This is a genomic window from Marinoscillum sp. (assembly GCF_040222955.1).
GTDB lineage: Bacteria > Bacteroidota > Bacteroidia > Cytophagales > Cyclobacteriaceae > Marinoscillum.
In genome coordinates this window covers 1-23,385 of sequence record NZ_JAVKCA010000020.1, presented here as the reverse complement: position 1 = coordinate 23,385, position 23,385 = coordinate 1, and the positions used below count along the sequence as shown (strand labels likewise).

General features: G+C 43.9%; 25 protein-coding genes. 1 reads left to right on the top strand and 24 read right to left on the bottom strand.

The window, feature by feature from the left end:
- Nucleotides 1-84: 84 nt before the first annotated feature.
- The 16 genes from RIH33_RS16565 to RIH33_RS16490 all read right to left on the bottom strand — a co-directional run bounded on the left by RIH33_RS16565 (nucleotide 85) and on the right by RIH33_RS16490 (nucleotide 11,954).
- A complete protein-coding gene (locus tag RIH33_RS16565; protein WP_406655000.1) occupies nucleotides 85-303 on the bottom strand; it encodes a hypothetical protein in 219 nt (72 codons plus the stop codon).
- Between the two features lie 69 nt (nucleotides 304-372).
- Nucleotides 373-1,242, bottom strand: a complete 870-nt coding sequence (locus RIH33_RS16560) for a helix-turn-helix domain-containing protein (RefSeq protein WP_406654999.1) — start codon at nucleotides 1,240-1,242, stop codon at nucleotides 373-375.
- 380 nt (nucleotides 1,243-1,622) lie between these two features.
- A complete protein-coding gene (locus RIH33_RS16555) occupies nucleotides 1,623-2,201 on the bottom strand; it encodes an SRPBCC family protein (protein WP_406654998.1) in 579 nt (192 codons plus the stop codon).
- A gap of 60 nt (nucleotides 2,202-2,261) precedes the next feature.
- Nucleotides 2,262-2,912, bottom strand: a complete 651-nt coding sequence (locus tag RIH33_RS16550; protein WP_406654997.1) for a DNA alkylation repair protein — start codon at nucleotides 2,910-2,912, stop codon at nucleotides 2,262-2,264.
- Between the two features lie 149 nt (nucleotides 2,913-3,061).
- Entirely contained in the window at nucleotides 3,062-3,520 is a 459-nt protein-coding gene (locus RIH33_RS16545) for a zinc-binding dehydrogenase (protein ID WP_406654995.1), read from the bottom strand.
- A gap of 17 nt (nucleotides 3,521-3,537) precedes the next feature.
- Nucleotides 3,538-4,038, bottom strand: coding sequence for an alcohol dehydrogenase catalytic domain-containing protein (locus tag RIH33_RS16540; protein ID WP_406654994.1), 501 nt, complete (start codon nucleotides 4,036-4,038; stop codon nucleotides 3,538-3,540).
- Nucleotides 4,039-4,116: 78 nt separating this feature from the next.
- Entirely contained in the window at nucleotides 4,117-4,692 is a 576-nt protein-coding gene (locus RIH33_RS16535) for a Crp/Fnr family transcriptional regulator (RefSeq protein ID WP_406654993.1), read from the bottom strand.
- A 68-nt stretch (nucleotides 4,693-4,760) separates the two neighbouring features.
- Nucleotides 4,761-5,552, bottom strand: coding sequence for a DUF6090 family protein (locus RIH33_RS16530; protein ID WP_406654992.1), 792 nt, complete (start codon nucleotides 5,550-5,552; stop codon nucleotides 4,761-4,763).
- 235 nt (nucleotides 5,553-5,787) lie between these two features.
- Nucleotides 5,788-6,111, bottom strand: coding sequence for a hypothetical protein (locus RIH33_RS16525; RefSeq protein ID WP_406654991.1), 324 nt, complete (start codon nucleotides 6,109-6,111; stop codon nucleotides 5,788-5,790).
- Nucleotides 6,095-6,337, bottom strand: a complete 243-nt coding sequence (locus RIH33_RS16520) for a DUF433 domain-containing protein (protein WP_406654990.1) — start codon at nucleotides 6,335-6,337, stop codon at nucleotides 6,095-6,097. The genes RIH33_RS16525 and RIH33_RS16520 overlap by 17 nt, the downstream gene beginning before the upstream one ends.
- An 88-nt stretch (nucleotides 6,338-6,425) precedes the next feature.
- The gene (locus RIH33_RS16515; RefSeq protein WP_406654989.1) at nucleotides 6,426-6,878 is read right to left on the bottom strand and encodes a GNAT family N-acetyltransferase; all 453 of its coding nucleotides are present in this window, start codon (nucleotides 6,876-6,878) and stop codon (nucleotides 6,426-6,428) included.
- Nucleotides 6,879-7,307: 429 nt separating this feature from the next.
- Nucleotides 7,308-8,099 carry a class I SAM-dependent methyltransferase gene (locus RIH33_RS16510; RefSeq protein ID WP_406654988.1) on the bottom strand — a complete coding sequence of 264 codons (792 nt, stop codon included), beginning with the start codon at nucleotides 8,097-8,099 and terminating at the stop codon, nucleotides 7,308-7,310.
- A 395-nt stretch (nucleotides 8,100-8,494) separates the two neighbouring features.
- The gene (locus RIH33_RS16505; protein WP_406654986.1) at nucleotides 8,495-9,001 is read right to left on the bottom strand and encodes a hypothetical protein; all 507 of its coding nucleotides are present in this window, start codon (nucleotides 8,999-9,001) and stop codon (nucleotides 8,495-8,497) included.
- Nucleotides 9,002-9,012: 11 nt separating this feature from the next.
- Nucleotides 9,013-9,831 carry a helix-turn-helix domain-containing protein gene (locus RIH33_RS16500; protein ID WP_406654985.1) on the bottom strand — a complete coding sequence of 273 codons (819 nt, stop codon included), beginning with the start codon at nucleotides 9,829-9,831 and terminating at the stop codon, nucleotides 9,013-9,015.
- Nucleotides 9,832-9,857: 26 nt separating this feature from the next.
- The gene (locus RIH33_RS16495; RefSeq protein WP_406654984.1) at nucleotides 9,858-10,952 is read right to left on the bottom strand and encodes an MBL fold metallo-hydrolase; all 1,095 of its coding nucleotides are present in this window, start codon (nucleotides 10,950-10,952) and stop codon (nucleotides 9,858-9,860) included.
- A gap of 51 nt (nucleotides 10,953-11,003) precedes the next feature.
- Entirely contained in the window at nucleotides 11,004-11,954 is a 951-nt protein-coding gene (locus RIH33_RS16490; RefSeq protein ID WP_406654983.1) for an SDR family oxidoreductase, read from the bottom strand.
- Nucleotides 11,955-12,654: 700 nt separating this feature from the next.
- Here RIH33_RS16490 and RIH33_RS16485 point away from each other — a divergent pair.
- Complete coding sequence (locus tag RIH33_RS16485; protein WP_406654982.1) at nucleotides 12,655-15,771, top strand: T9SS type A sorting domain-containing protein; 3,117 nt, start codon at nucleotides 12,655-12,657, stop codon at nucleotides 15,769-15,771.
- Nucleotides 15,772-15,857: 86 nt separating this feature from the next.
- Here the strand turns inward: RIH33_RS16485 and RIH33_RS16480 are convergent, their stop codons facing one another.
- The 8 genes from RIH33_RS16480 to RIH33_RS16445 form a co-directional block, all read right to left on the bottom strand.
- On the bottom strand, nucleotides 15,858-16,871 hold the full coding sequence (locus tag RIH33_RS16480) for a serine hydrolase domain-containing protein (RefSeq protein ID WP_406654981.1): 1,014 nt from the start codon (nucleotides 16,869-16,871) through the stop codon (nucleotides 15,858-15,860).
- 126 nt (nucleotides 16,872-16,997) lie between these two features.
- Nucleotides 16,998-17,708 (bottom strand): DUF4386 domain-containing protein, encoded by a 711-nt coding sequence (locus tag RIH33_RS16475; RefSeq protein WP_406654980.1) that lies wholly within the window; start codon nucleotides 17,706-17,708, stop codon nucleotides 16,998-17,000.
- Nucleotides 17,709-17,741: 33 nt separating this feature from the next.
- Entirely contained in the window at nucleotides 17,742-18,737 is a 996-nt protein-coding gene (locus RIH33_RS16470) for an NAD(P)-dependent alcohol dehydrogenase (RefSeq protein WP_406654979.1), read from the bottom strand.
- A 103-nt stretch (nucleotides 18,738-18,840) separates the two neighbouring features.
- Entirely contained in the window at nucleotides 18,841-20,601 is a 1,761-nt protein-coding gene (locus RIH33_RS16465) for a helix-turn-helix domain-containing protein (RefSeq protein ID WP_406654978.1), read from the bottom strand.
- Nucleotides 20,602-20,933: 332 nt separating this feature from the next.
- Complete coding sequence (locus tag RIH33_RS16460) at nucleotides 20,934-21,482, bottom strand: dihydrofolate reductase family protein (RefSeq protein WP_406654977.1); 549 nt, start codon at nucleotides 21,480-21,482, stop codon at nucleotides 20,934-20,936.
- Nucleotides 21,483-21,609: 127 nt separating this feature from the next.
- Complete coding sequence (locus RIH33_RS16455) at nucleotides 21,610-22,155, bottom strand: DUF7010 family protein (protein WP_406654976.1); 546 nt, start codon at nucleotides 22,153-22,155, stop codon at nucleotides 21,610-21,612.
- A gap of 294 nt (nucleotides 22,156-22,449) precedes the next feature.
- Nucleotides 22,450-22,803 carry a hypothetical protein gene (locus RIH33_RS16450; RefSeq protein WP_406654975.1) on the bottom strand — a complete coding sequence of 118 codons (354 nt, stop codon included), beginning with the start codon at nucleotides 22,801-22,803 and terminating at the stop codon, nucleotides 22,450-22,452.
- A gap of 104 nt (nucleotides 22,804-22,907) precedes the next feature.
- A complete protein-coding gene (locus RIH33_RS16445; RefSeq protein WP_406655248.1) occupies nucleotides 22,908-23,189 on the bottom strand; it encodes a uracil-DNA glycosylase family protein in 282 nt (93 codons plus the stop codon).
- Nucleotides 23,190-23,385: the final 196 nt, after the last annotated feature.

The following is a 23,385-nucleotide window of genomic DNA, read 5'->3' as shown; positions in this document are numbered from 1 at the left end:
CGCTTAATATTTGATTTGGTGCCTGGCCAATGAATATAGAAACAAAGGCCGCATGCTTTATGAATTGGCGCCTAGAATGGGTCATTATCTGCCGGAAGGCTTAAATACCCCAAGTATCCAATTTACAAATGGAACCCCCAGGAACACGATAAACGGAACCAATGAGATAGTGATCAGAAAGGTTCTTAAAGCCAATGGCATGGTACTCAGTTGGGCATTGAAGACGTACAGAAAAAAGGTAATAGAAGGATAAATAACCACCCATATCTTCAATGAAGCGATCAATTTTGCTTTGGTGCTCATATAGTTTACATATTGTTTTGTGCAAACTTCCGGCTTTTCAAGCACCCCTGACAGGACAAAAGTTAAGTCTTATTGGACATTGCCGAACTTTTCGCGAAAAGCCTCCGGAGTAAACCCGGTATGCTTCTTAAAAAAGCGAACAAAGTAAGATAAATCTTCAAAACCCAGGAGGTGGGCTATGTCTTTCACCCGGTTGGAAGAGGCCAGTAAATACCTCTTAGATTCCACAATAAGTTGCTCACTAATCATTTGCATGCAGGTTTTATCCAGATTGTCTTTCAAAATTTTGTTCAGCTGATAGACAGACAGACTCATGAGGTCTGCGTACTGATTAACCTGTTTTACCTTGGTGATTTTCTGCTCCAACAGCTCCAAAAACTCATAAAGCCGATCTTGAGCATATGAACTGCTTTCGTGTCTGGAGCCCATCCCCGAGTTTCGATTTCGGATGAGCTCTATCAGAAAAACCTGCAAGAGTGCGTCGATGGATTCAAGGAATTTTTCTCTCGATTCTTGATACTCCTGAAAGATTAAATGCAGGGTGTTTTCCAGTTTGCCAAAAGACAGCTCATTCAACGCACAAAAATTGAGGTGAGTCACCTCTCTCAGAAGGTGTTTCATAGTGTCGTAGGAGGAATCCACAAATGGGAAATCGAACTGAACGATGTAACCCCTACTTTCCGTATTGAGGGTGAGAGAATGTACCTGCCCCGGTCTTAGGAAAAACAGACTTTTATCCACTACATTGTACGCTTTGAAATCTATGGTGTGCTTGCCTGAACCCTGTATAATGAACAATAAAAAATAGAAATTATGACGATGGGTGGGTTGGGCCCTATCCGGACCAAAAAAATCAAAATCAAGCTTCCTGATCTGAAAATGACCAATAGCAGGTTTTTGAACACTATCGGTTAAATGCCTGACCGGTATGGGTTTCATGACCTGATGCTGACTGTGGCTACGGCGCATCTGATCCCAATACCTGTCTTAACTAGTCTGCTTATTTTGGGGATATGTATTTGTCCATTTACGAAATTCATAATACTTACTTTTGGGCTCTCCCGTCCAACCATTGATTCCTTTTTACCAACCCTTCGAACTTTTGGGGTCCATTCTTCTAAATGCCCCATTAAAATATTGCCTAAAGCATATACTATGCTTACAATAGCGATTTCAAACCAAAGTGATTCTGTCGACCACATCTCTGATTTCAATTATATGTTCTTTCTTCGTTTGCCTCGTCTGAGATGCAACTAATCTGGCGAATGGGTCCCGAAACATTGGCAGGGAATGATAAAACTACCAAACAAGCACCATCCCTACAAGCCCTCCTCAGTTTCGATCATTTCACTAATTTCCTCTTCCGACGGGACATAGTCCTTTGTATTTTGCTCAATGGTCTTCTTCAGGCTCACTAGATTGGCTTCCTCCTGTGCCTTGATGGAGCCACCGATTAAGGCAATGATGGATTTCGCAAACATCCCATTACCCTCGGCAGAGGTATTTGACACAATTTTCGTTTTCCCGCCCATTGGGGTCAGAGAAATCTGATAGGCCATGTTCATGAAATCGTCTTCATATTTCATAGCGATACTCTCCTGAGGGACAATGGCCGTAATGGTCTCTTTTATGGACATTTTTTCTCCATCATTGTCAAAGTGCACCATGGACACTGCACCTTCTGTGCCGGGGGTACCACTCACATGTTCGATTTCCAGCAATCCTGGCAACCACTCCGACAATTTCTCCTCATCCTGGAGTACATTCCAGGATTCAGTCGCTGATTTCTCAACCATGATTTCACAGTCGTAGTCCAATTTTGGAGAAATCATTCCGATAAGCAAAAATCCAAGAGCCAGGATGGCCACTCCTAAAAGGGTGTATTTTAAGTATTTCATAGATCTGATATTTTCGTTTTCAAAACTCATCCGTTGCAGGATGCGTCCCCTACCCCGGGTTTACAATTTACCCAATTCCAAATAATGTTTTCGGGTCTCAGGATCTAACTTTTCTATGGCGTACCGCAAGGTAATTCTTGGTAGGCCTGGTGTAAACTTATTCAGAAAGTCTTTTAACTTATTCTCGTCCCTCTTGCCAGCCTCCCGCACCCAGCTACCCACAGCTTTTTGGACGTATTCGTCTGGGTCATTTGCAAGGATTTCCGCGATTTTGAAAGTGTCGTCTATCTTATTCTTTCTAATAAAATAGTAAGTACTCACAATCGCAGTTCTTCTTTCCATAGGATGTGGGGATCTTGCCAGATCATAAAGCACCGTTTTGTCCTTATCAAACAAATACCCTCCGACGACATACGGCGCGGCCCTGTCCACCATACCCCAATCATCTATCCATTGATGGTTATTGATATAGGCCCGGTAAACTTCTTCTTTTTCCTCTGCTGAGGTTTCCTTATCACGAGCTTTCCAGTCCAGGATCGATACTGCACCCAGTCTGTGATCATCATTCCCCTCTCTCAGCAATGTTACCACCTCCGTGACGGGCATCTGCTGAAATTCCTTCGCCAAAGAAAATATCTCTCTTTTAGGAATGGCTCCGGAATATTCACCACTAACTACCTCCAAAGTATCGATGAATTCCCGGGCTGTCATTCTTTCGCTAATCCGTTTTTGATTTGTTATGAAATTAGTGAATCTGTCTGTGCATTCAAAGCATCAGAGCTATCCTGACCAGGGCCTCTGGTAAGCCTCCTTAAAGATGGTCTCAAACTTCCCGTGCTCCTTTGGCTCCTGGCCATTACTCACCTGACCGAAATTGGCACATTACCAACCTTATGTCCGCGCTCGACATAGGTATGTGCATCCACAATCTTTTCCAAAGGAAAGGCCTTATCAATAACGGGCCTGAAGTACCCCTTTTCTGCTATTTCCTTCAAAAACATCAGGTCTTCTCGCTTCCAGTGGAAATTGGACGAGGAAATAATGACTTTTCTGCTGCTGAACAAAGAAATGAATGCCGCAACCATATGGGAAAATCCAAAGTCGGTGAGCAGGTATTTACCTTTGGGTGTGAGTAATTTCATGCATGCTTTCATCGAGGTTTTACCGACAGTATCAAATATCAAATCATACTTCTTATCGCTTCGGGTGAAATCCTGCATGGTGTAGTCAATGACAAAGTCTGAGCCGAGAGACCTGGTCAGCTGTACGTTTCTGGTACTACAAACGCCGGTCACATTCGCTCCAAAGTATTTGGCCAACTGTACCGCTGCAGTACCTACTGAGCCGGAGGCTCCATATATGAGTACCTGACTCCTCGTTTGATCCTGCCTTTTTTCTTCAGATACACCAGTGCTGAAAGTGGCCCATTGACCATACAGGCCGATTCTTCGAAGGATAAATTTTCCGGCTTAAAGTACATCAGGCCACTTGCTGGCATACATTTGTATTCGGCGTAGGTACCGAAACTCAGGCCTGAGTAGCCAAATACCTGATCCCCCGGCTTATAGTTTCTTACTTTTTGCCCTACGGATTCTACGATCCCTGAGAACTCCATTCCTAAAACAGGGTACTTTGGTTTTTTGAAACCAAACATCAGCCCCACTGGAAGCTTTAAAAGTGGCGGGTGATTAAAACCTCGCATTTTTGGATCTTCTGCCGTGACCGAAGTGGAATAAATTTTCACCAGCACCTCATCTTTAGCAGGGCTTGGTTTTTCTATCTCTGTAATTTCTAACACTTCGGGCTTTCCATACCGCTCGAATACAACTGCTTTCATTTGATTGGCCATATTTCTGTTTTCACCAAACAAAAGTGGGACTTTTCATCAAGCAGAAATTTGACATAAGTCAAATAATCAGGTGGTTGTCATTTTTGATCTGATTCTGGACAGGGTTTCCAGTGAAACATTCAGATATGAGGCCATAATGGTCACCGGAAGCATCTGAACAATCTTTGGTTCTTTTTCGAGCAGGTTGAGGTATCGCTCTGAGGCATCCATCGTCTGAAATTCTTTGAGTCTTTGCTCAAACCATACGGCATAGTACTCTATGAACATTTTATCCAGCATCATTACTTCCGAGTACTTCTTTTTGACACTAAGGAACCGACTGTAGTCAATGATAGTTACCTCCAGGTCTGTCAGGGCCTCTATGTACACATCTGCCGGCTTTCGCATGATATAGCTATCGAGAGATACCGCCACATCATCATGAAAGTAGATCTCTGTGGTTATTTCTTTGTCATGGTGCCTGTAATACTTTCTGGCAATCCCGTCTTTGACCAATAAATGGGCGGTGCATATTTGCCCGGGCCTGAGCAGGCAAGATCGCTTTGAAAATTTCTTATCTACAAACCCGCCCTCCATTTCTGAGCGAACCTGAGGGTCTAAATGGTTGGATAAATCTTTGATTCTGGCAATGTATGGGTTCATTTCTTTCCACTTTCTCTCCCAAACGGTGTGCAAGGTTGATTCTCACCGTGGGCCACGGGGTTTATGCGTTAATTTTCCTCTATTTCCTGCTCTATGATTTTGAGCATATCTTCCATTCTCACTCGTAAGGTCTGAGACTGAAGATTAGTCACCTGATTGAATGTTATCACTTCACTAATGATGCCCTCTAATTCAACGTCGGCAAGAATCTCCTGAAAGTTCAACGATTTTTTGGTGGGTTTTATGGTGAATTTATAAAGACTCTTCTTATCCAGCGCTTCCGGAGGCGAGTAGCCATCTTTCCACAGGGCATTGTTCAAATTTCGGGCAACACCCAGCCTGTTATAACATGGAATAATGATTTCAGTCCTGAATTTTTTATACTCCAGCTCCAGCTCCTGAACCTGGTATACCTCAGAAGACCAATTGGACAAAATCCTAACCAACTCTTCGTTTCGTATGAGGCGCAGGTTCTCAGTACCCACAATATCATTCTTAATGGGGTCAAATGTGGGATCTCTGACAATTTTCCAGAATGAGTTATATATCACCTCCTCATCGATGATTTCCGGATGATCAATTTGATCAAGTAATACATAAGAAGCTTCTAGTCCTTCATTGCGCATGAGAACTTTATCGTCCAGCTGGGCCAGATTGTTCTGATATTCACTGTAAAGCTGTTTTAAGATCAATTGCTCCTTTTCTAAATCCTTCTGTTTTTCACTCCAGTTATTAATGGACAGAGCAATCAGGATACCGACCACAACCAGCACGATTTCACCAACGGCATAGATCAGGTACTTGCCGAAGCTATTTTCGGTCAGTAGTTTTTGTCTGATTTTTCTGAAGAATTTCATCATTGGTGAGGGGTTGGCTCTAATACTGAAAACTGAAGCTAATACATGTTTATCAAATGTCATAGGCGCAGGGGCCTATCTGGCATCTTTTGATGAAGTAATCCTCACCCTGCCCCTGGACGGTCTGATGATCTAAAATAAGTAATTACTTCGGGTGTAGACCTATGGTTTTCCCTCGCAGGTTTGAACAATGACATTCAGGTTTTGGAGGGATTGCGGAACAATTACCTCTATTCACTCAGGCGCTTATTTCGGTCGGCCCATGTTTCAGTTCCTCATTCAGATGTTGCTGAATGACCGGAACCAGTGGTTTCAGAGTTATATAAGTGTTATCCTGAGCGTTCAATACGAAAACTGCGATTGGGTATTTCACAAAGTTCTGCTGGTATTCAAGATTTCGATCAAAGGTTAGAAGCACCTCAAATTTCTGATCCAACATGAGCTTTAGAAGTTCACCGTTTTTCTTGCTGTTCCAACCCATATCGCTGACCGTGAAAATTTGGTGTTCGGGAAAATCAAGTTTAAGCTTTTTAGGCAGATTCTCGTCAATTAATAGCTTCATAGATTTGATCCAGGTGAGCTGAGTTCACAATTTTGTTAGCAATTTCAAGCACACCTATCACCTGTTCTTTACTTACACTCGGGAAGTCTTCCAAAAACTCCGCTATAGTGATACCTTTTTCCAGATGCCAGAAAAGAGACTGAACAGGTACGCGAGTTCCCGAAAAAACGGGTTGGCCGTTCTGAATTTCAGGATCTATGTTAATGTGTGTTTCGATGACGCCCATATACCAAAGATACGAAATTGAAGAGGTAAATGATGTGACTGATTCTGCTTGAGTATATTCCCACACTCGCCTAAAGAACCTGAGTAGGTCAAACCAGCGGCTTGGCAAGGACAGTTTCTGAACCTCCGGCGCTGACCAGCTCAAATCCAAGCTTTTTTACCAGCTGTATTGCCTGGATGTTGGATGATAAGGTCCTGCCTATCACTTTCTCAACCTTGAAATCCATTTGGGCCCTTTCTATGATTATTTCAAATGCGCTGCCCATTACTCCCTTCCCCCAATATTGAGGAAGCAGTGTCCCTCCTATTTCGATGGTTTTATTCACTTCATCAAGATGATGAAGCGAGCAAATACCTATCAGGTCACTGCCTTCCAGTGGAGTTATTTTCCAACTCCAACACCCGTCCGTGGTAATTCTCCGGATGAAAGCCGGTGTCTGTTCTCTGGTGTCAATTGGTTTTACAGGATACGACTGAAGCACCAGATCATTATTGAAAAGCCCATAAACTTCTTCCTCATCCATCAAGGTCAACGGCTTCATTACAATTTCCAATCTTGCTTCCATTTTATATCTCGAAAGTAAAAAATGAGTTCGTGTTCCATTGCTTCACTATGATCTTCCGGGTGCAGCACATCCCAAAAAAACACTCCATGCTGTTAAAACATTATCGACACAATAAAAAGAATAAAAGTAATTGTGCTTATTACGGTGGTGAAAATTCCAGTTCTTTTGGATTTCGCCCAACCTGACAATCCTATGATCGCCAGAAGTGACAAAACGCCCACCAGATACCCCAGGAAACCAATAATCCTTGGCGTATTCAACTCACTTTGGGTGATAGTAGTGCCTCTTATGTGTTTATTTAATTTCCTTGCCAGCCAATATTATAGCAAGTTTGAAATGCATTCTGTGAGGAATCTTTACAGCAGGCCATACTCCTTACTTTCTTTGTTAGGAATATCTCTTAGATCAATGACGTCTCGCCAATAAACTTATCCTTGTACCCTTGTAATACCTTTTTTCTAGTCCTTTTTGATTAGGCTTAATTCTAGTGATTTTGGAAAATCCCAAATATTTTAAAAGCTGAACCACAGCCTCTTCGTTGGGAAGAAATTGAGCTTGTTTTTGTGTTCTCCACAAACTCGTGGAAGAAATGAGATCCGACTGATCTGATTTAGTGGGGAAATTCATGAGCCAAACAGGTTTGTTGTAGAGATATTTTAAGTACCTGGGTGTTTTCAGAACAGACGTGTCAATAAATATGGCATCTTTGGTTTGCTCACATATTTTCCGCATTACAGAAACAGGATTTTCAAAATGATACAAAATCCCAAAGCAAAAAGTAATATCAAATTGGTCAGTCAGTTTTACGTCAATAGAGTTAATGTCCATTACTTCAAAATCGACATTGGGAATTCCCAAAATATCTTTTAAGAAGTTTGCTTGAGTAATGTAATGCTCAACTAAATCTATGCCTAAAACTTGTTTTGCACCTAATTTACTGGCTTCGATTGCAAAACCTCCACAGTTACATGCCAAATCAAGCACCCTTTTTCCTTCGAGCGTTCCTCCAAATTCATTTAGTAGTGTAGGAAATGCATGTTTTATTAGGTTCGGAAACCTACTTTCTTCAATGGATCTTTTTGCTTTTTCCGGTATATAGGTACTTAAACCATAAGGCAATTCAATATTATGGTGAAAGGGAGCAAGGCGTTCCAATTCTCCTATAATCAATTCCTTTGACCATTTTTCTCTTGTCATTTCCGATTGAATATTTCTGTTTTTTTTAACTATTTAAGCAATTCTACTACTCAGCCGAACAATGCTGTCAACATCTGCCGTCCACCTGTAACGCTACCAAATCTAACAGATTTTCAGTCCTGTACAAACCTCCCAACAGACAGAAAGAGTAATACAACCCGGTACCACAAACAGTCCGCTTCATTAAAAGTGACTCCCTCGGGTGAAATCATCCCTCCCACGCCATGGGGAGGGGAATGAATGCCGAGGAAAGGTGTGTAGGTGGCGTGGAAAGGGTCATAAACCACGAGGGAAGGGTAAAAGATGACGCGGGAAGGGTACAGATACCGAGGGACGAAATAAGACAATAGACTTTGGAGGTTTTGGAAACCTCCAAAGTCTAAATCACCATACCTTCATTCTTGCTTCTCTACCAACTGCAATTGCTCATAATAGGCTTCAATTCTGGCACGCGCTGTACCGTCAATCAGCAGTATAACGACCAGCATAGCAATGGTCGTGATCATACTTGCCCGCCATATAGGCGTGTTGATGAACACAATAACCAGCGCACACGCCGCGATGATCAACGGGATGGCGGTAAAAACCACGTTTTTATACTCTTTTATAGTGCTTTCAGCACGTTCAATTTCTGATGCCACAAACGCCGTGGCATCCTGCTGGTAGGCTGTTTCAAATTGGGTAATTCTCGATTTGTTGGTGAAAAATAAACCAAGCCCGATGGTCATCAGCAGTACCCCTGCCACCAGCATGGGGATGATGTAGGCTTTGGCCATTTCGGTTTTGCCGAGCTGCCAAAATGCGATACCCGCGGTTAAAAACAAAATCGCAAAAATGATGAAGAATCGTGTGGAGAAAACTTCTGCCCTCGCCCACTCTGTAGCTGCTTTTAATATTTCCATGTCTTTTGTGTTTAAAATCCCTTTGATTGTTGATGGTTAGTAATGTTACTCGGACTGTATCCAAATGCTTTTTTGAAGGCAAACGAAAAATGTGAAAGGTTCTCAAAACCTGCCGAAAGATATACCTCGGTGGCTTTTTGCTTTTTGGTGGTGAGCTTATAATGGGCCAGGTTCAGTCTTTTCTCTGTAAGCCATTTTCCCGGTGTGGACTTAAAAACCTTCTTAAAATCAGACTTGAATGTGGTCAGGCTTCTGCCTGTGAGAAAAGCAAATCGCTCCAACGGCAGGTTGTACATAAAATGCTCTTCCATATACCTTTCCAGGTCGATTTTACCGATCTCGCTGAAGGTCCCAAGGATCGCACTGGCTTTTTTATCCACCTCATCAATGATGGTCAGTGCCTCCTGTATTTTGATGGGCACCAGCGAATCAGGGAGCTCATGCTGCATGTCAAAGTAGGAAAACAAGGATCCAAAAAAGCTCTCCAATAAGGGATGCGGCTTGATGGGTCTTTGCTTCGCCATATTCTCCTCCCAGTTTTCCAGCACCGTGCGATCCTGATAAAATTTTCGCAGCTCCTCTTCGGGAAGCAGCATGGAAACGGCTTTAAATGGCTGTCCGTCCACAGGTGTTTTGAAGACCCGTATCAATTGATTTTTAGGTACGAGAATCGTATCACCGGCCACAAAAGACAGGGTGCTTTTCCCATAGGATAAGGTCATCTCACCCGAATAGATAAACACGATGATGTGCTCGGGCGATATGTGCTCCCACGTGTAGTCTTTATGGACGGTTCCCGATAAAAATACCCGGCCCTTATTGGTTGTCATTGGTTTCATCTTACGTCCTTTCCAAGTTATTCTACAGATCTCCACCAGTATTCAAACTGCTGAAGATCATCATTCAAGTTAACCTTTTCACCAATTTTCGGAGTGATTACCCTCGTGTCATTGGCGGATGCCAATTCCGTAATCTTTGCTAAGGGTTCATCCCAATCATGATTGGCGAGGGTAAATTTCCCCGAATGAACAGGGAAAATGGTCCTGGCTCCCAAATCATTTGCTGCCTTCAATTGTTCTCCTGGCAGCATGTGAATATACCTCCAACTTTCATTGTACTGCCCGTTTTCCAGAATAGCCAAATCAAACGGACCGTATTTTTCGCCGATCTTTTTAAAGTGGGTATCATAACCACTATCACCACCAATGTAAACAGATGATGAAGGTGTTTTCAGTACAAAGGAAGCCCAAAGCGTTTGGTTGCGTTTCAGTCCCCTCCCGGAAAAATGGCGCGCGGGTGTGACGTGCACCTCTATCCCTTCTTCCAGTTGAAATGAGTCATACCAGTCTCCTTCCAAAATGATTTCTGGGTTAAATCCCCAATGTGTAAAATGGGCCCCATTGCCAATGCCGGTAATCACGTTTTTTATTTTGGACCTTAAGTTTTTAAGTGTTCGATAGTCCATATGGTCCCAATGATCATGAGACAAAAACAGATAATCAATCTCAGGGATGTCGTCTGTGGTATAAATATCAGCCCCTTTATAAGCCCGCGTAGTGAATGAAAGTGGGGAGGCATTCCCACTCAATACCGGATCCACGAGAATTTTCTTTCCATCCAACTGGATAAAATAGGATGAATGCCCCATCCAAACCAGAACATTTTCATCAGCTTTTAAGGATTTCAGGCTTGTTTTAACAGTAGACAAAGGTTTCGTTGGTTCCTTAGGCTTTGACGAAAAGAAAAACTCGTATAGAACCTTCCCATAGCTCACGCCTTCAGTCAGGGTGGGTGTATGGTTCAGGTTTTTGAATCCTCCTTTTTCATAGTTCGCGGACTGTTCTATTTTTAGTTTCCGCTGTCCTGATGGGTGTTTCCCAAACCTTTCAGTCTGTAAGAACACCCAGGTGCCCACCCCAATGATTGCCACGATGAAAAGTAATACCGCCATTATTTTTTTGATTAGTCCATGCTTGATTACCGGCACAAATGTACCTCAGGTTTAAGGCCATACGATACCCGTAGCCTTTTCCGACACTTCCCAAAGCTTTTCGGCTACAGCCTTATCTTTTGCGTGTGGTTCTATATTGTGTGCACCCACCGGGCCCACCCAGTTACTTCTACCCGTTGGGCCATAAAACGCTTTCTGATCCAGGTTCTCTTCGGTAGCACACATCAGTTCCGGGTACGCCCCTTTTTCGGCAGATTGTGTTAGTGGCGACAATTTCATCAAACCAAAAATCATTTTCATCATAAAGCTACCACTGGTATTGATGAGGTTTGTTCGAGACGAACCTGGATGGCAGGCATAGGCTTTTACATCTGTCTTCCCAGTTGCTTTTAATCTATCCTGCAACTCGTATATAGACATGATTTGCGCCAACTTACTTTGGCTATAAGCATCGTTTGGTGTGTAGTCTTTATCCCAGTTCAGGTCGTCAAACTTGATGGTTTTCAGGCCCATGTTATATCCCATACTCCCAACAGTCACGATGCGCCCTTTGGATTTTTCAATCAGCGGAAACAGCAAGCCCTGCAGCAAAAAATTGCCATAATGGTTTGTGCCCATTTGACTCTCAAAACCATCTTCCGTCATCACTTGTTTAGGCACTTGAGCTATGGCGGCATTGAGCATTAGAGCATCAATGTGCGATACCGATTGAAGCACCTCTTCGGCCGCTTTCCTTTCAGAAGCCAGTTTTCCCAGATCCACAGTCACATAGGATACATCGATGTTGTTGCCCAACTCGTTTTTGTAGGTCGCGATGACATCCTCTGACTTTTTAGGGTTGCGGTTGAGCATCACCACTTTGGCACCTTTAGACAAAAGGATTTTTGCGGCTTCAAATCCGGTACCGCTTGTAGTACCTGTGATTACAAATGTTTTGCCTGCAAGCGACCCGATTCTATCAGGTGTCCATCCTTGTTTTCCAAATGGATTGTTATTGTTCATCTCTGTCTTGTTTCGATTTTTACGATACAAAGATCAGGAGAAACAGAAAGCAAGACTTTGCTCAAAAGTCGTTTGTTGTTTGCTCAAAGGTCGGGGAATTTTATGAGAGAGATCTGGGTTCGGTGGAGCATTGCTTGGAACGACGAGTGGGGACGAAATAAGACAATAGACTTTGGAGGTTTTAGAAACCTCCAAAGTCTAAATCCCAATACCTTCATTCTTGCTTCTCACAGCCAACCACCACCCGCTTGTGACCCTACAAAATGTAGTACTAAATCCCAAACCAACCATTAGCGGCTATAGGGAGATAGGATCACTGGAGCTCCTCTATTCAACGACAAGGAAGTGCACGGGCATCTTGAATCACTGCCGTTGAAAATGTCATGGTGAGCTCCGTCGAACCATCAGACATTTTCAACCCTTCTACCCGGCCTGGTGGATTTCCAATCCTGAGTAAACCCCTATCGGCTATGGGGAATACTTCTCCCCCAACACCCTTGTCTACAACACAGCTATCGGATATGTGCCATCAGTTCTGAATAGTATGATCTGGTGAGATCTGCCAAGATCTACGACGGTTCCGGATTACACAAAAAATAATCTTTGATTACATCTGATAGAAATATGATTATTCTACTATTTTACCGGGGCAATAGCGGTGTAAATCAATCCAACTTACCAAGAAAAAACGCCTACTCTCATGAAAAAGTCCAACCTCTCAATATGCTTTGTTCTACTTGTCAACACGCTGGTAAGTGCACAATGGTTTTCAAGTGGTGGTCCGAGTGGAGGCCAGGCCAATGACATTGCCAGTACCGGGTCAGCCTTAGTGGTGGCTGCAGGCCGAGGTGGCGTATTCAAATCAATGAATAGTGGTGCCACATGGGAAGGCAAAAACACCACGCTCCCTTCCAATATAAATGCCTGGCGTATCAAAGAAAGTAATGGTCTTTTGTATCTCATAACCACTTTTGAAATTTACATCTCATCGGATGAAGGAGAGAATTGGGAGCTTAGCTACTCTGGCATCAGTTCATTTAGTGATCTGACCATACAGGGTACAACAATATATGTATACAGCCATGCAAGTAGTGGGGTGCTTTACTCTGAAGACAATGGAGCAAATTGGGTAGAGAAGAGAGCGGGCAACGCTGAAGTAAAGCTGCTTGATTTGGCTTTTTTCAATTCTGCTGTATATGGAGGAGGCCAATCACTCTTCAGGTCTTCCAACAACGGCGATACCTGGGATGCAATTGAAGTAGAGGGACTGGGTCCGAACGGCATCAGTTCAATGACCGCCACTGAAGAAGTCCTATTTATCGCGGATGATGGCCATGTCTTTTCCTCTCATAATGGAGATGATTGGATACAGACCAATATTAACCTGGGCGGAACCATATTAACCATGGGTGTTTCAGGAGACAGTGTTTATCTCACCACGGGTGGTGGAAGGTTCTTTTACACGAAAGACGAAGGCCTAAACTGGACAGAGGTTCAAAACACCAAAACCAACAGCTTTGTCAACAACATCTCTTTTTTAGAAGGGGGGATTATCATGTGTACATCTGAAGGGTTGTACAGCACCATTGATGAAGGAGCAACCTGGTATGAAAGCAACTATGGAATGACCGCCATGACTATTGGGTCTTTAGCAGCAAGCGAATCATCTCTTTATGTGGGAACTAAAGGGGCGGGAATTTTTAGATCTGACCTCAAGGGGAATTGGGTGCGGAATAATTCGGGGCTGAGTGGTCATATTATCAATGACATAATCATTGTTGGGGATCAAGTCTACCTCGGGTCTGGAAGTGGCGTGTACTCTACTTCCATTAATGGTGACTTGTGGACCAGACACATGGACCCCGGAACTAACAAATCGGTTCAGGCTCTTCATTATGATAACGGAGTATTTGCTGCGGCTGTCAATGGAACAGGAGTATATATTTCCACGGACATGGCCAATACATGGAACCTCGCTTCAAACAATGGTTTGAATACAGACACCAGCTACGAAACCATCTTTATTCAAGGAGATACGATCATAACCAGTACTGCCGGTAATGAACTGTTTGTTTCACAAGACCTGGGTGCGACCTGGACTGATATTTCCATTGAACAAGTATACGCAACTAAAGAAGTGCAAATCCGCAATGGGAGGCTCTACATAGGGTCATCCCAGGGATTGTATTTCAGTGATGATCTGGGAGTCAACTGGACCCCGACAGCAGTAGGGGTGTATGGTATACAAGACATGGTGATCGGTGAGGACCAAATCTATGTAGCCACTAACCAGGGATTGTTTATAGGAACTGATCAAAGAGATGAATGGTACGACGTGAGCGACCAGCTTACTAACAAATCCCTAACCTCCCTCATACTTACCGAGGATCACTTTTTTGCCGGCACCAATGGAGCAAGTGTCTGGCAGCGTCCTTCCTCAGAAATCAGCCTTCCTCCTATCATTCTGGAAGTCAATCAAACACTCATTATCGAAGAAGATACTCATCTGGAATTGAACTTATCCCATCTGGTAATTGATGATGACAGTGATTTTCCGGGAAACTTCACTCTGAAGATCAGCGAGGGAGAAAACTACTCCGTCCTGGAAGATGGAATACTCCCAGCTTCCAATTTTAATGGATTCATATTCGTGGACTTGGTAGTTAACGACGGAGTTAATGATAGCCAACCTTTTGGGCTCATGATAGAGGTAACTCCTGTTAATGATGTACCTGTCGTGACAGGTACCAGCTCCCCTACTACCACTCCAGAGGATACACCTCTAAACTACCTGGGTTCCAACTTGCTGGTAGAAGACCCTGACAATACCTTCCCAGAAGACTTCACTATCTATATTAGGCCTGGGGAAAACTATCTAATCGCTCAGAATCAAATAATCCCTGATTTAGATTTTAATGGGATGCTCTACGTGCCACTAGTGGTCAATGATGGCACTAATAGCAGTGAAGAGTATGAACTACGGGTAGAAGTAACTGCCGTGAATGACATTCCGGTCATCAATGAAGTAAATACCTCTTTCTCTACCCTTGAAGAAACTGCTATTCAGATTTCTGTGTCAGATTTTCTCATATCAGATCCTGACAACGTCATTGCTGACTTAACGCTGAACATCATCGGCGGTGAAAACTATACTGTATCCAATAATGACGTCCTCCCGGCGCTCGATTTTAATGGCACATTGCTGGTGCCTGTCACCGCCAACGATGGGGAGGCCAGCAGCACAGCATTTCAAATCTCCATAGAAGTTGCTGCTGTCAACGACATCCCCGTAATCACAGGAATTGACAATCCCATTTTTACCCTGAAAGACACCCCGGTAAAAATTTCACTTTCTGATTTCTTGGTAACAGACCCGGATAATGTTTTTCCTGATGATTTCACACTAAATGTTCTTCCCGGAGATAACTATTCCGTTTCAGGAACCAGCATAATACCATCTCCAAATTTCACTGGTCTGCTCCAAGTACCTGTATCCGTAAATGATGGCACAGATGATAGTGAAACATTCACTATTGATCTGAAAGTGATCACGGCACTAAATATCGAAAGTGCGGACACCAAGACCTGGGAGGTATATCCAAATCCAACAAAGGATCGGATCACCATAAGATCAAATAAACAGACGGATTCCCTCCACATCAAAATTTTCACCACAAAAGGTGAGGTCACTCAATGCATGGAAATGATCACAAATTCAGGTCACACACTTGATTTGAGTAGTCTTTCGCCTGGAATATACTTGTTGCAAATTTTTGACGGAGATGAAGAGCAGATAGTGCGATTTATAAAGGAGTAGTAAGAGAAAAGTCTCCGGCTTATATCTCAGTGTAATCCTGGTTCTATCAGCACAGATGTCTGGAATAGCACCCAGGGTCTGTTGGTTCACTGTTTCTTTAAAATCCGAACGATACGCCGGTACACTGTTTCAGATTTCATCCACATGTTAGGGCCGCTGGTATTGACAAACTGCACGATCACCGCATCCAGATCCGGGTTGTATTTTGCGATGCTCTGGTACCCCGGCAACAGACCTGTATGTTCATACTTATAAAGGGAAGTATAGATGGCCTGTTCGTCCTCATCCAATAAAGATCCATCAATCAATGCGCGCAGAAAGATCCCCACTTCTTCTGCCGTGGCTACCATAGAGCCTCCGGGCTGTATAAAGTCATTGTATTTAATGTCGTGCTCATACCCCACATGGTACCCGCTCATCACAGCATCCAAATCCACCTCGCCCAGCAGGCTATAGGTATGATTTAACCCCAGAGGGTTCAAAATATTGGCTTTGATGTACTGGTGGTGGCTATATCCCAGGGTGCTATCCATGATTTCCCCAATCAACAAATAATTGGTATTGGAGTACTGATATTTTTGGTTGGGTTCAAAATCCGCAGGCCGGTCCAGCACCAACTTAAGAATTTCTCTGTTGTCCTTCGGCGGATTACTCCAGGGGTAGTCAGGCATATCGGTGAAGTTGGGAATGCCGCTCCGGTGTTTCAGCATCATTCTCAGGGTGATCTCTTCGGCATGTTCTATGCGACCGACCAGTCCGGGAATGTACTCGGCAAGTGCCCTATCCAGCGGCAGGCGTTTGTCATGGATCATTTGGGCGGCCGCCACGGCTATGTACAACTTGCTGATGCTGGCAATCTTAAACAGGTCATGTGGGTCGGCAGGAACCCCATTTTCCCTGTTTTTCCAACCGGCAGAATAAAGTGAAGACTCTCCACTCTGCTCCACGTACACGATGATGCCATCGAATCCCCGATCAAGGGCATTTTCCAATTCCTGCTCCACAGTGTCAGGCAGCGGCGTTAATAGTGAACACCCCTTAAGTGCTATGGCAAGCGCGATGATCGCAAGGTGTGCAGGCAATGATATAATCTTTTTCATAGGGTAATTATTTGTATTCCATTTTTTGACAAAGGTCCCTCACTACTGTGATGCAGACTAAAGAACTATGCAGCGAAATCTATCAGGTTTGATGAGTGCCTATCAACTATGATGCACGGGTATCAATCATGACGTGAGAAGTGAAGCGGACTCCACTTTGGTTACGGATGTTCCGGGCTTTCCTCCCTTCCAGATTAGCCACACGGCCAGGCCCATTTCAGCCATAGCCATAGGTGCCGCCAGGATCATCTCGGCCATGGCGATGGGTTCTGAAGCATGCGGTGCCATGGCCTTTGCGGCATGGATGGCTGCATAGCTCACCCCTGCCATGTACAGCAGCCACCCCACCCAACTGGGAGTGCCGGTGGATTTTGAAGCCAGATAGCCCAGGCCAAAAAGGTGTACACCGAAAAGGATGAGCCCTAATGACCAGTATTTTTCAAAGCCTGCTACCATATTCATCACCACTCTGGCCTCCTGGTCCGGGCTATAGAGCATCTGCCAGGCCGCCACCAGATGGCTGATGGCCAAAGCCAAAACCAGTGAATAGACAGCCCGTATCAACCCAGTGAGCAGCGAGACCCGGGCATCCACCTGTACAAAGAACCGATAAAGACTCCAGGCCACCAGCAGGTCTGTGATGAGGATGATCATCCATGAGATCACGCCACTGCCAAAAAGGTTTCTGGCATTGCTCAGGTGAATAAGTGTGGCTGCCGGATCGCCAGGTACGATAAGCTCAGCGTGTACATAGCCGTAGGCATAGCCCGCGGCCAGTGCCATCATGAGGAGTGAGGCACCCGCCATGAGGGCGTGGTTTCTGTTCGTGTTTTTCATGATTTGGAAGGATAAGGGTTTAAATGATTGATATTAATTTTCGTCTACTACGATGACCACATTGCCTTTTTTGTGACCGCAGGAGATGTAATGATGTGCCTCAGCTAGTCTTTCGAGTGGGTATTGCCGGTCGATGACGGTTTTCAGTTTTCCATTTTCATGAAGCTCCAGTACTTCCTGAAGCAAGGCTTTCAGAGTCCCTTCTCCATTGACACCCGTGGCTTCAAACCTCGCCTTTTGCCTACCGAAGAGGGTGGTGATGAGCATTTGCACAAGCAGGGAAAACCGAAGTACAGGCGACAGGTAAACGCCGTGCCCCGCCAATACCTTTCTGGCCCGGGTAAATGAGCTTTTGCCCACGGTATCAAAGATGACATCATAGCGGGTAGTCAACCGGGTAAAGTCCTGCTTTTGATAGTCAATAACCTCGTCTGCCCCCAGAGATCTGACCATTCCTACATTTTTGCTGCTGCATACTCCGGTCACATGGGCTCCCAGGTATTTGGCGATCTGTACTGCCGAGGTTCCCAGGCTGCCGGCGGCCCCATTGATCAGTACATACTGACCAGGCTGTATTTTTGCTATTCGCCGGAGGAAATTGTAGGAAGTCAAATGACCATCCCCATAGCTGGCGGCCTCTGTGAAAGGCAAAGAAGCCGGCTTGGGCAGTATAACCCCACTGGCCGGCACCACCACGTACTCTGCATTGGCGCTGAAGCCGAGTGTTGTCTCACCAAACACCTCATCCCCTACGGAGAAGTGACTAACCGCACTGCCTGCAGCTTCTATAACCCCCGCAAAGCCAGTGCCCGGAATGGGGTACTTTGGTCTGGTCAATCCTACAAACAGGCGGGCGATATACGGCTTGCCGGTGAGCATCATGGTATCTGCTGTAGTGGCAGAAGATGCCTTTACCTTCACCAGCACGTCCTTCGGACCAGGCACTGGTTTTTCTGCTAATGTGAATTTCAGCACTTCCGATGTGCCGTATCTGGTGGCAATCATAGCCTTCATTTGGTTTGCTTTCATCGTTTCAAGTTTTAATGATGAAGCAAATGAAAGTGAAAGCGCAGCGGCATTTGTTCCGAATCCAAAGGGAGGAGTTCGGAATTATAAAATAGAACCTTTTCGGCTAAGATTGGCGCTTCAGAAAGGCGCTGGGGGTCATTCCTTCCACCTTTTTGAAATAGGTATTGAAGACAGTCTTGGAGTTAAACCCACTTTCGAATGCCAGTCCTACCAGTGAAATGTGCGAGTTAGCAGAACTTGTGGCCAGCTTCTTGAAATGCCCTATGCGGAAGTCATTCACAAACTCATTGAAGTTCTTGCCCATTTTTTCATTGAGCAGCCAGGAGAGCTGATTGGGATGGAGCTCGATTCGGCCAGCCAGTGACCTCAGGCTCAGTGTGGGATCCAGGTACGGAAGTTCATCCTGCACGAATGACAGCAGCTTTTCCTCACAGGCCTTTGCCGTGGCTTCATCCAGCTGTGAGGTATTGGTTTTGACAGGGACGGCTTTGGGCTGAAAGGCCGGATAAATGCGGTCTGCGTAGTCCTCAAACCGATCGTCTCCCCTGAGGTTCTTCGCCAGAGGATCATGATAATTGAGCAGCAGGATGGATGACTGATGAGTAAACAACTTTTCTACAATCCCAAAGGCCTCATCGGCCCTGGATTGCTGTGCATAGATCCAAAAGGCATAAGCATCCGCCTGAAAAGATGCATTGTCCATTGATCGGGAGACCACCTGATGGATGTAGGGTGCCGCCCTTTGGTTATCCCCTTTCATCAGGTATGCCAGTGCGTTGAGGCCAGATTTTTCGTCGGGCATCATGAGCTCCCCTTCCCGGGCTATTTCTTCAAGCACCAGATCAATTTGCCCCAGATGAAGCAAAGAGTAAGCATACACCATCAGTGCTGGTAAGTTTCTGGGGTTTGCATTCAGTAACTGCCTGAAGACCTCAGCGGCCCGCTCAAAGTCCTCCGTGCGGTACAGATAATAGCCATGGTAAAACTGTGTTTCCTGATTGAGTGGATCTATGGCACGGGCATACTGCAGGTGCTCCTCCGCTTTGGCCAGGTCATTTTTCAGCAAGTAGAGGAAGGCCATGAATTGCTGCCCCTCCGGGTAATTGGGCTTTGACCCGATACTCTTCAGTGCATATTTGAAAGCTTTATGAAAATCAGCTTCAGTGAAAAAAGCATGGTTGGCCCGCTGATAATTGAGCGGGGCATGATCCGGATTGATCTGCTCCACAATCTGCATATGCTCAAAAGCTTTCTTCCAGGAGGCCTCCCGGGGTGCAAAACCAGCCGTGGCCAAAAAACCATAACCATCTGCCAGCCCCATGTGAGCGTCCAGCAGCAGCGGGTCCAGTCCGGTGGCTTCCTCAAAGAGACTGATCGCTTTGTTTACATCTTCAGGATTCCATTTATTAAACAGGTATTTTCCTTTGAGCAATAGCTCGTAGGCATTGAGGTTTTGAGTGCGCGAATGGACCAGGTGATCCCCTATCTCCATATGGCCAAACTGCTCTCTAAGCTTATCTGCAATAAGGAGACTGATCTCATCCTGTATTTCAAAGATGTTTTCAAGCTTACGGTCCCAGGTTTCTGACCAGAAATGTGAATCACTCGCTACATCGATCAGTTGTGCAGTGATCCTGAGCATATTACCCGCCACGCGGACGCTCCCTTCCAGGATGGTTGACACCTCCAGCTTTTCGCCGATCTCAGGGATGGCAGCATTGTGACCTTTAAAATGGAAACTGGAAGTACGTGACGTCACCTTGAGTTGTGTGATCCTGGACAGGGCGTTGATGATCTCTTCCGTGATGCCATCACAGAAATATTCGTTCTCGCCATCCGTACTCATATTGACGAATGGCAGCACGGCGATGGACGTTCTGGTGTGGGCTGGCCTGATCAGAATGACGGGTTTGGGTGTGGTACTTTAGTTCGAAAATAAATTGATTTTATTGATTTCCCATAAGAAATGAGAGAAAGGACACTCTTACAGGGGAGATCTGTCCAACGCCCGCCAGTAGGTCACTACCACCACCACCCATTAACAAAACGCACATATACCCCCCTAAACAATGGGTATTCAGCAGAATCGAAATCGTTAAAGATGATATTTCCTGGCAGTAAAGGCTTTCTCATGAGTCAGGTTTCTACGAGTAGCAAATATTGGTGTTGACCAGCTACGATGAGCGGGGATTAGGTCTATCGAGTTGGCTCATAGTAAAACACTGTTGCACCTGACTTTAGTGATTTTGTCTTGATGAGTTTCAGGACAACCCTACCTTCTATTTGGTCAAATAACTGTAACCCCTTCCCTGCGATAACCGGCTGAATACAAAGCTGTAATTCATCAATCAAATTCAGGTTTATTAACTGTATGATTAAACTGCGACTTCCAACGAAAATGTCTTTACCAGATTGTCGCTTCAATTCACTAATCACTTTTTCAATAGGGTCAGTTGCAATTTTCGCAGACTGCCAATCTGTATTCTTGAGATTGCGAGAAAAAACGATTTTAGGAATTTTGTCTATGGCCTTGGCAAAATCATCCATAGCTTTTTCACCTGATGGATCTTTTATCAGCGTTTGCCAATACTGCATTAATTGATAAGTTGTCCGTCCATAAAGGATCACGCCTGCATTATCCAAAAGGTCAGTGTAGTGCTGATGTAATTCTTCGTCTGCTATTCCCGCAGTGTGGTCGCAGTTTCCATCAATGGTCATATTGAATGCCGCAATTACTTTTCTCATATCATTTCTTTCGCTGTTCCTTATCTGCACGAAACTATCCTGCCCGATGAAACCCTATTCATTCGCGAGATTTTCAGAAGTAGACGAGAACAAACAATTACTTATAGCCATTGCTGTGGTGTCGTTTTTATTCAGTTCTCTTTCTGTTTCTTAAGATTATTAATGTAATAATATAAATCAAAACGATTGCAAAAGGAATAGCTATAAACTTATATTCTGGCAAGAGATACCAAAGAGTTAGAACTGTAATAATTCTAGTCAGGGTATGAAAAATTCCAACCCAATGTTTTATAATCCAGGAAAATGGTAACCACATTAATCCAGTCAGAATTCCCACAGTCATTGGAAGAGAAGAATAGTCAACAAGGAAAAATGGTATTGCAATTGAATAGACAAGAATCGCTTGTCCAGCTGTAAAAAGAAAAAGAGTATCGAATTCGTTTTTCGGTTTACGTTTATCGAGAAAATTTTCACCTGTAAATTTTGAGAGAAATAGTCCTAGATATACAATACTTCCCGTTCCAATAAAAATTGACCAAACCGCAATAAAGTCCGAGAAAAAGATTCCGATTATTCCGATTATAGTCCAAATAATCAATCCAGCTAATGGTATAGCAAGAAATTTTTGATTGATAAATTCAATCCGCTGTTGTTCAAGTGTTCTGTTGTTCATTGGTTAATTCAGTCAGCCTTTTTCTTATAGGTTTTATGATTTTTTGAATCTGAATGTTTTCGCAAATGCTTGTTTTTAAATGCTCCACCACAACTTTAGTGTTTTAAGTTGAGTTTGTTTAAAGATACACTTAGCGGCTTAACAATCCATAATTGCAGCAAATTCTACTTCAAACAATGTGGAGCGAGGCTCCTCACATTCTAATTTCAGTTTACTCGCCTTTGCGAACCTGCCTGTCGGCAGACAGGTAGCTCAGTTAGCTTATGGATGATAGTGTTTTGTTGGCGGTAGTTTTTATTCTTCAAATTTTCCCATTGCGGCTAACAGGTTTACAATTAAACCAAACATGTTTATTGTAATACCCATTAAACCAATAAGTAAAGAATGATATAACTCTGGAGATTCTTGATAGATGAAATAATGCTTGAGGACGCCACCATAACCAAAAACGATAATTGAGATCAACATAAAAGCCCTATACAATCTTATTTTTTTATAATACCCTGTTAGAAGAAAAAGGCCATAGACTAACATGGCTAAAATGCCTTCAATGGGAACGGTTGGAGTTAATGGCTGATGACCGTTTTTAACCATTACATGACTGACCACATTAAATAATAAACCTACAGTACAGTAAGTAAACTGCAATCTCAATAAGGATTTGGCAATGGAAGAAAATCTGGAAGATATTTATCATAGTTCTCGACAGTTTCGGTTAGTGTCTTTTTTGAATTGTTTATCAAGTAGTAGTTCTAGGCATAATGCCCAATCAATAAGGTCAATTTCACCTCTGGCATTGATTTTATAACTTGTTTATGCCATAAGGGAGCACATTCAGGCCTTGGTGGTAAGTCGCCCGATTTTCCTGCACCTGGAAAGCAAAAGCCCATTGGTATAAGGGCAAATATTTTTTCATCATAAAAAGTCTGTTGACTTACTCCTAACCACTCCCTTAAATTGTCACCGCTGGCATCATCCCATAGGATACCACTATTCTGAACTTTTTGTCCGGGAGCTTGTCCTATAATTACAATTTTCGAGGTTGTGCTTGCCTGAATTATTGGTTTTGGGGCATTGGGTAAAACGTCTTGAGAGTGTTACATTAAGTGTGTCAAGTTAGGATTTTAGAACAAATTCATAACTTGACAAAAATGAACAAAGACAAATTTGATTTTGAGACCTTCAAGAAGACGGCTGCTCATCGATTGAAGCAAGGCGATAGTCTTCTGG

What these genes read in the sequence shown, in the direction of transcription:
- RIH33_RS16480 (WP_406654981.1), bottom strand. Translation starts at nt 16,871, where the DNA reads ATGAAAAAGATTATATCATTGCCTGCACACCTTGCGATCATCGCGCTT.
- RIH33_RS16490 (WP_406654983.1), bottom strand. Translation starts at nt 11,954, where the DNA reads ATGAACAATAACAATCCATTTGGAAAACAAGGATGGACACCTGATAGA.
- RIH33_RS16535 (WP_406654993.1), bottom strand. Translation starts at nt 4,692, where the DNA reads ATGAACCCATACATTGCCAGAATCAAAGATTTATCCAACCATTTAGAC.
- RIH33_RS16485 (WP_406654982.1), top strand. Translation starts at nt 12,655, where the DNA reads ATGAAAAAGTCCAACCTCTCAATATGCTTTGTTCTACTTGTCAACACG.
- RIH33_RS16460 (WP_406654977.1), bottom strand. Translation starts at nt 21,482, where the DNA reads ATGAGAAAAGTAATTGCGGCATTCAATATGACCATTGATGGAAACTGC.
- RIH33_RS16515 (WP_406654989.1), bottom strand. Translation starts at nt 6,878, where the DNA reads ATGAAGCCGTTGACCTTGATGGATGAGGAAGAAGTTTATGGGCTTTTC.
- RIH33_RS16510 (WP_406654988.1), bottom strand. Translation starts at nt 8,099, where the DNA reads ATGACAAGAGAAAAATGGTCAAAGGAATTGATTATAGGAGAATTGGAA.
- RIH33_RS16495 (WP_406654984.1), bottom strand. Translation starts at nt 10,952, where the DNA reads ATGGCGGTATTACTTTTCATCGTGGCAATCATTGGGGTGGGCACCTGG.
- RIH33_RS16540 (WP_406654994.1), bottom strand. Translation starts at nt 4,038, where the DNA reads ATGAAAGCAGTTGTATTCGAGCGGTATGGAAAGCCCGAAGTGTTAGAA.
- RIH33_RS16555 (WP_406654998.1), bottom strand. Translation starts at nt 2,201, where the DNA reads ATGAAATACTTAAAATACACCCTTTTAGGAGTGGCCATCCTGGCTCTT.
- RIH33_RS16470 (WP_406654979.1), bottom strand. Translation starts at nt 18,737, where the DNA reads ATGAAAGCAAACCAAATGAAGGCTATGATTGCCACCAGATACGGCACA.
- RIH33_RS16560 (WP_406654999.1), bottom strand. Translation starts at nt 1,242, where the DNA reads ATGAAACCCATACCGGTCAGGCATTTAACCGATAGTGTTCAAAAACCT.
- RIH33_RS16455 (WP_406654976.1), bottom strand. Translation starts at nt 22,155, where the DNA reads ATGAACAACAGAACACTTGAACAACAGCGGATTGAATTTATCAATCAA.
- RIH33_RS16505 (WP_406654986.1), bottom strand. Translation starts at nt 9,001, where the DNA reads ATGGAAATATTAAAAGCAGCTACAGAGTGGGCGAGGGCAGAAGTTTTC.
- RIH33_RS16565 (WP_406655000.1), bottom strand. Translation starts at nt 303, where the DNA reads ATGAGCACCAAAGCAAAATTGATCGCTTCATTGAAGATATGGGTGGTT.
- RIH33_RS16520 (WP_406654990.1), bottom strand. Translation starts at nt 6,337, where the DNA reads ATGGGCGTCATCGAAACACACATTAACATAGATCCTGAAATTCAGAAC.
- RIH33_RS16475 (WP_406654980.1), bottom strand. Translation starts at nt 17,708, where the DNA reads ATGAAAAACACGAACAGAAACCACGCCCTCATGGCGGGTGCCTCACTC.
- RIH33_RS16525 (WP_406654991.1), bottom strand. Translation starts at nt 6,111, where the DNA reads ATGAAGCTATTAATTGACGAGAATCTGCCTAAAAAGCTTAAACTTGAT.
- RIH33_RS16500 (WP_406654985.1), bottom strand. Translation starts at nt 9,831, where the DNA reads ATGACAACCAATAAGGGCCGGGTATTTTTATCGGGAACCGTCCATAAA.
- RIH33_RS16530 (WP_406654992.1), bottom strand. Translation starts at nt 5,552, where the DNA reads ATGATGAAATTCTTCAGAAAAATCAGACAAAAACTACTGACCGAAAAT.
- RIH33_RS16550 (WP_406654997.1), bottom strand. Translation starts at nt 2,912, where the DNA reads ATGACAGCCCGGGAATTCATCGATACTTTGGAGGTAGTTAGTGGTGAA.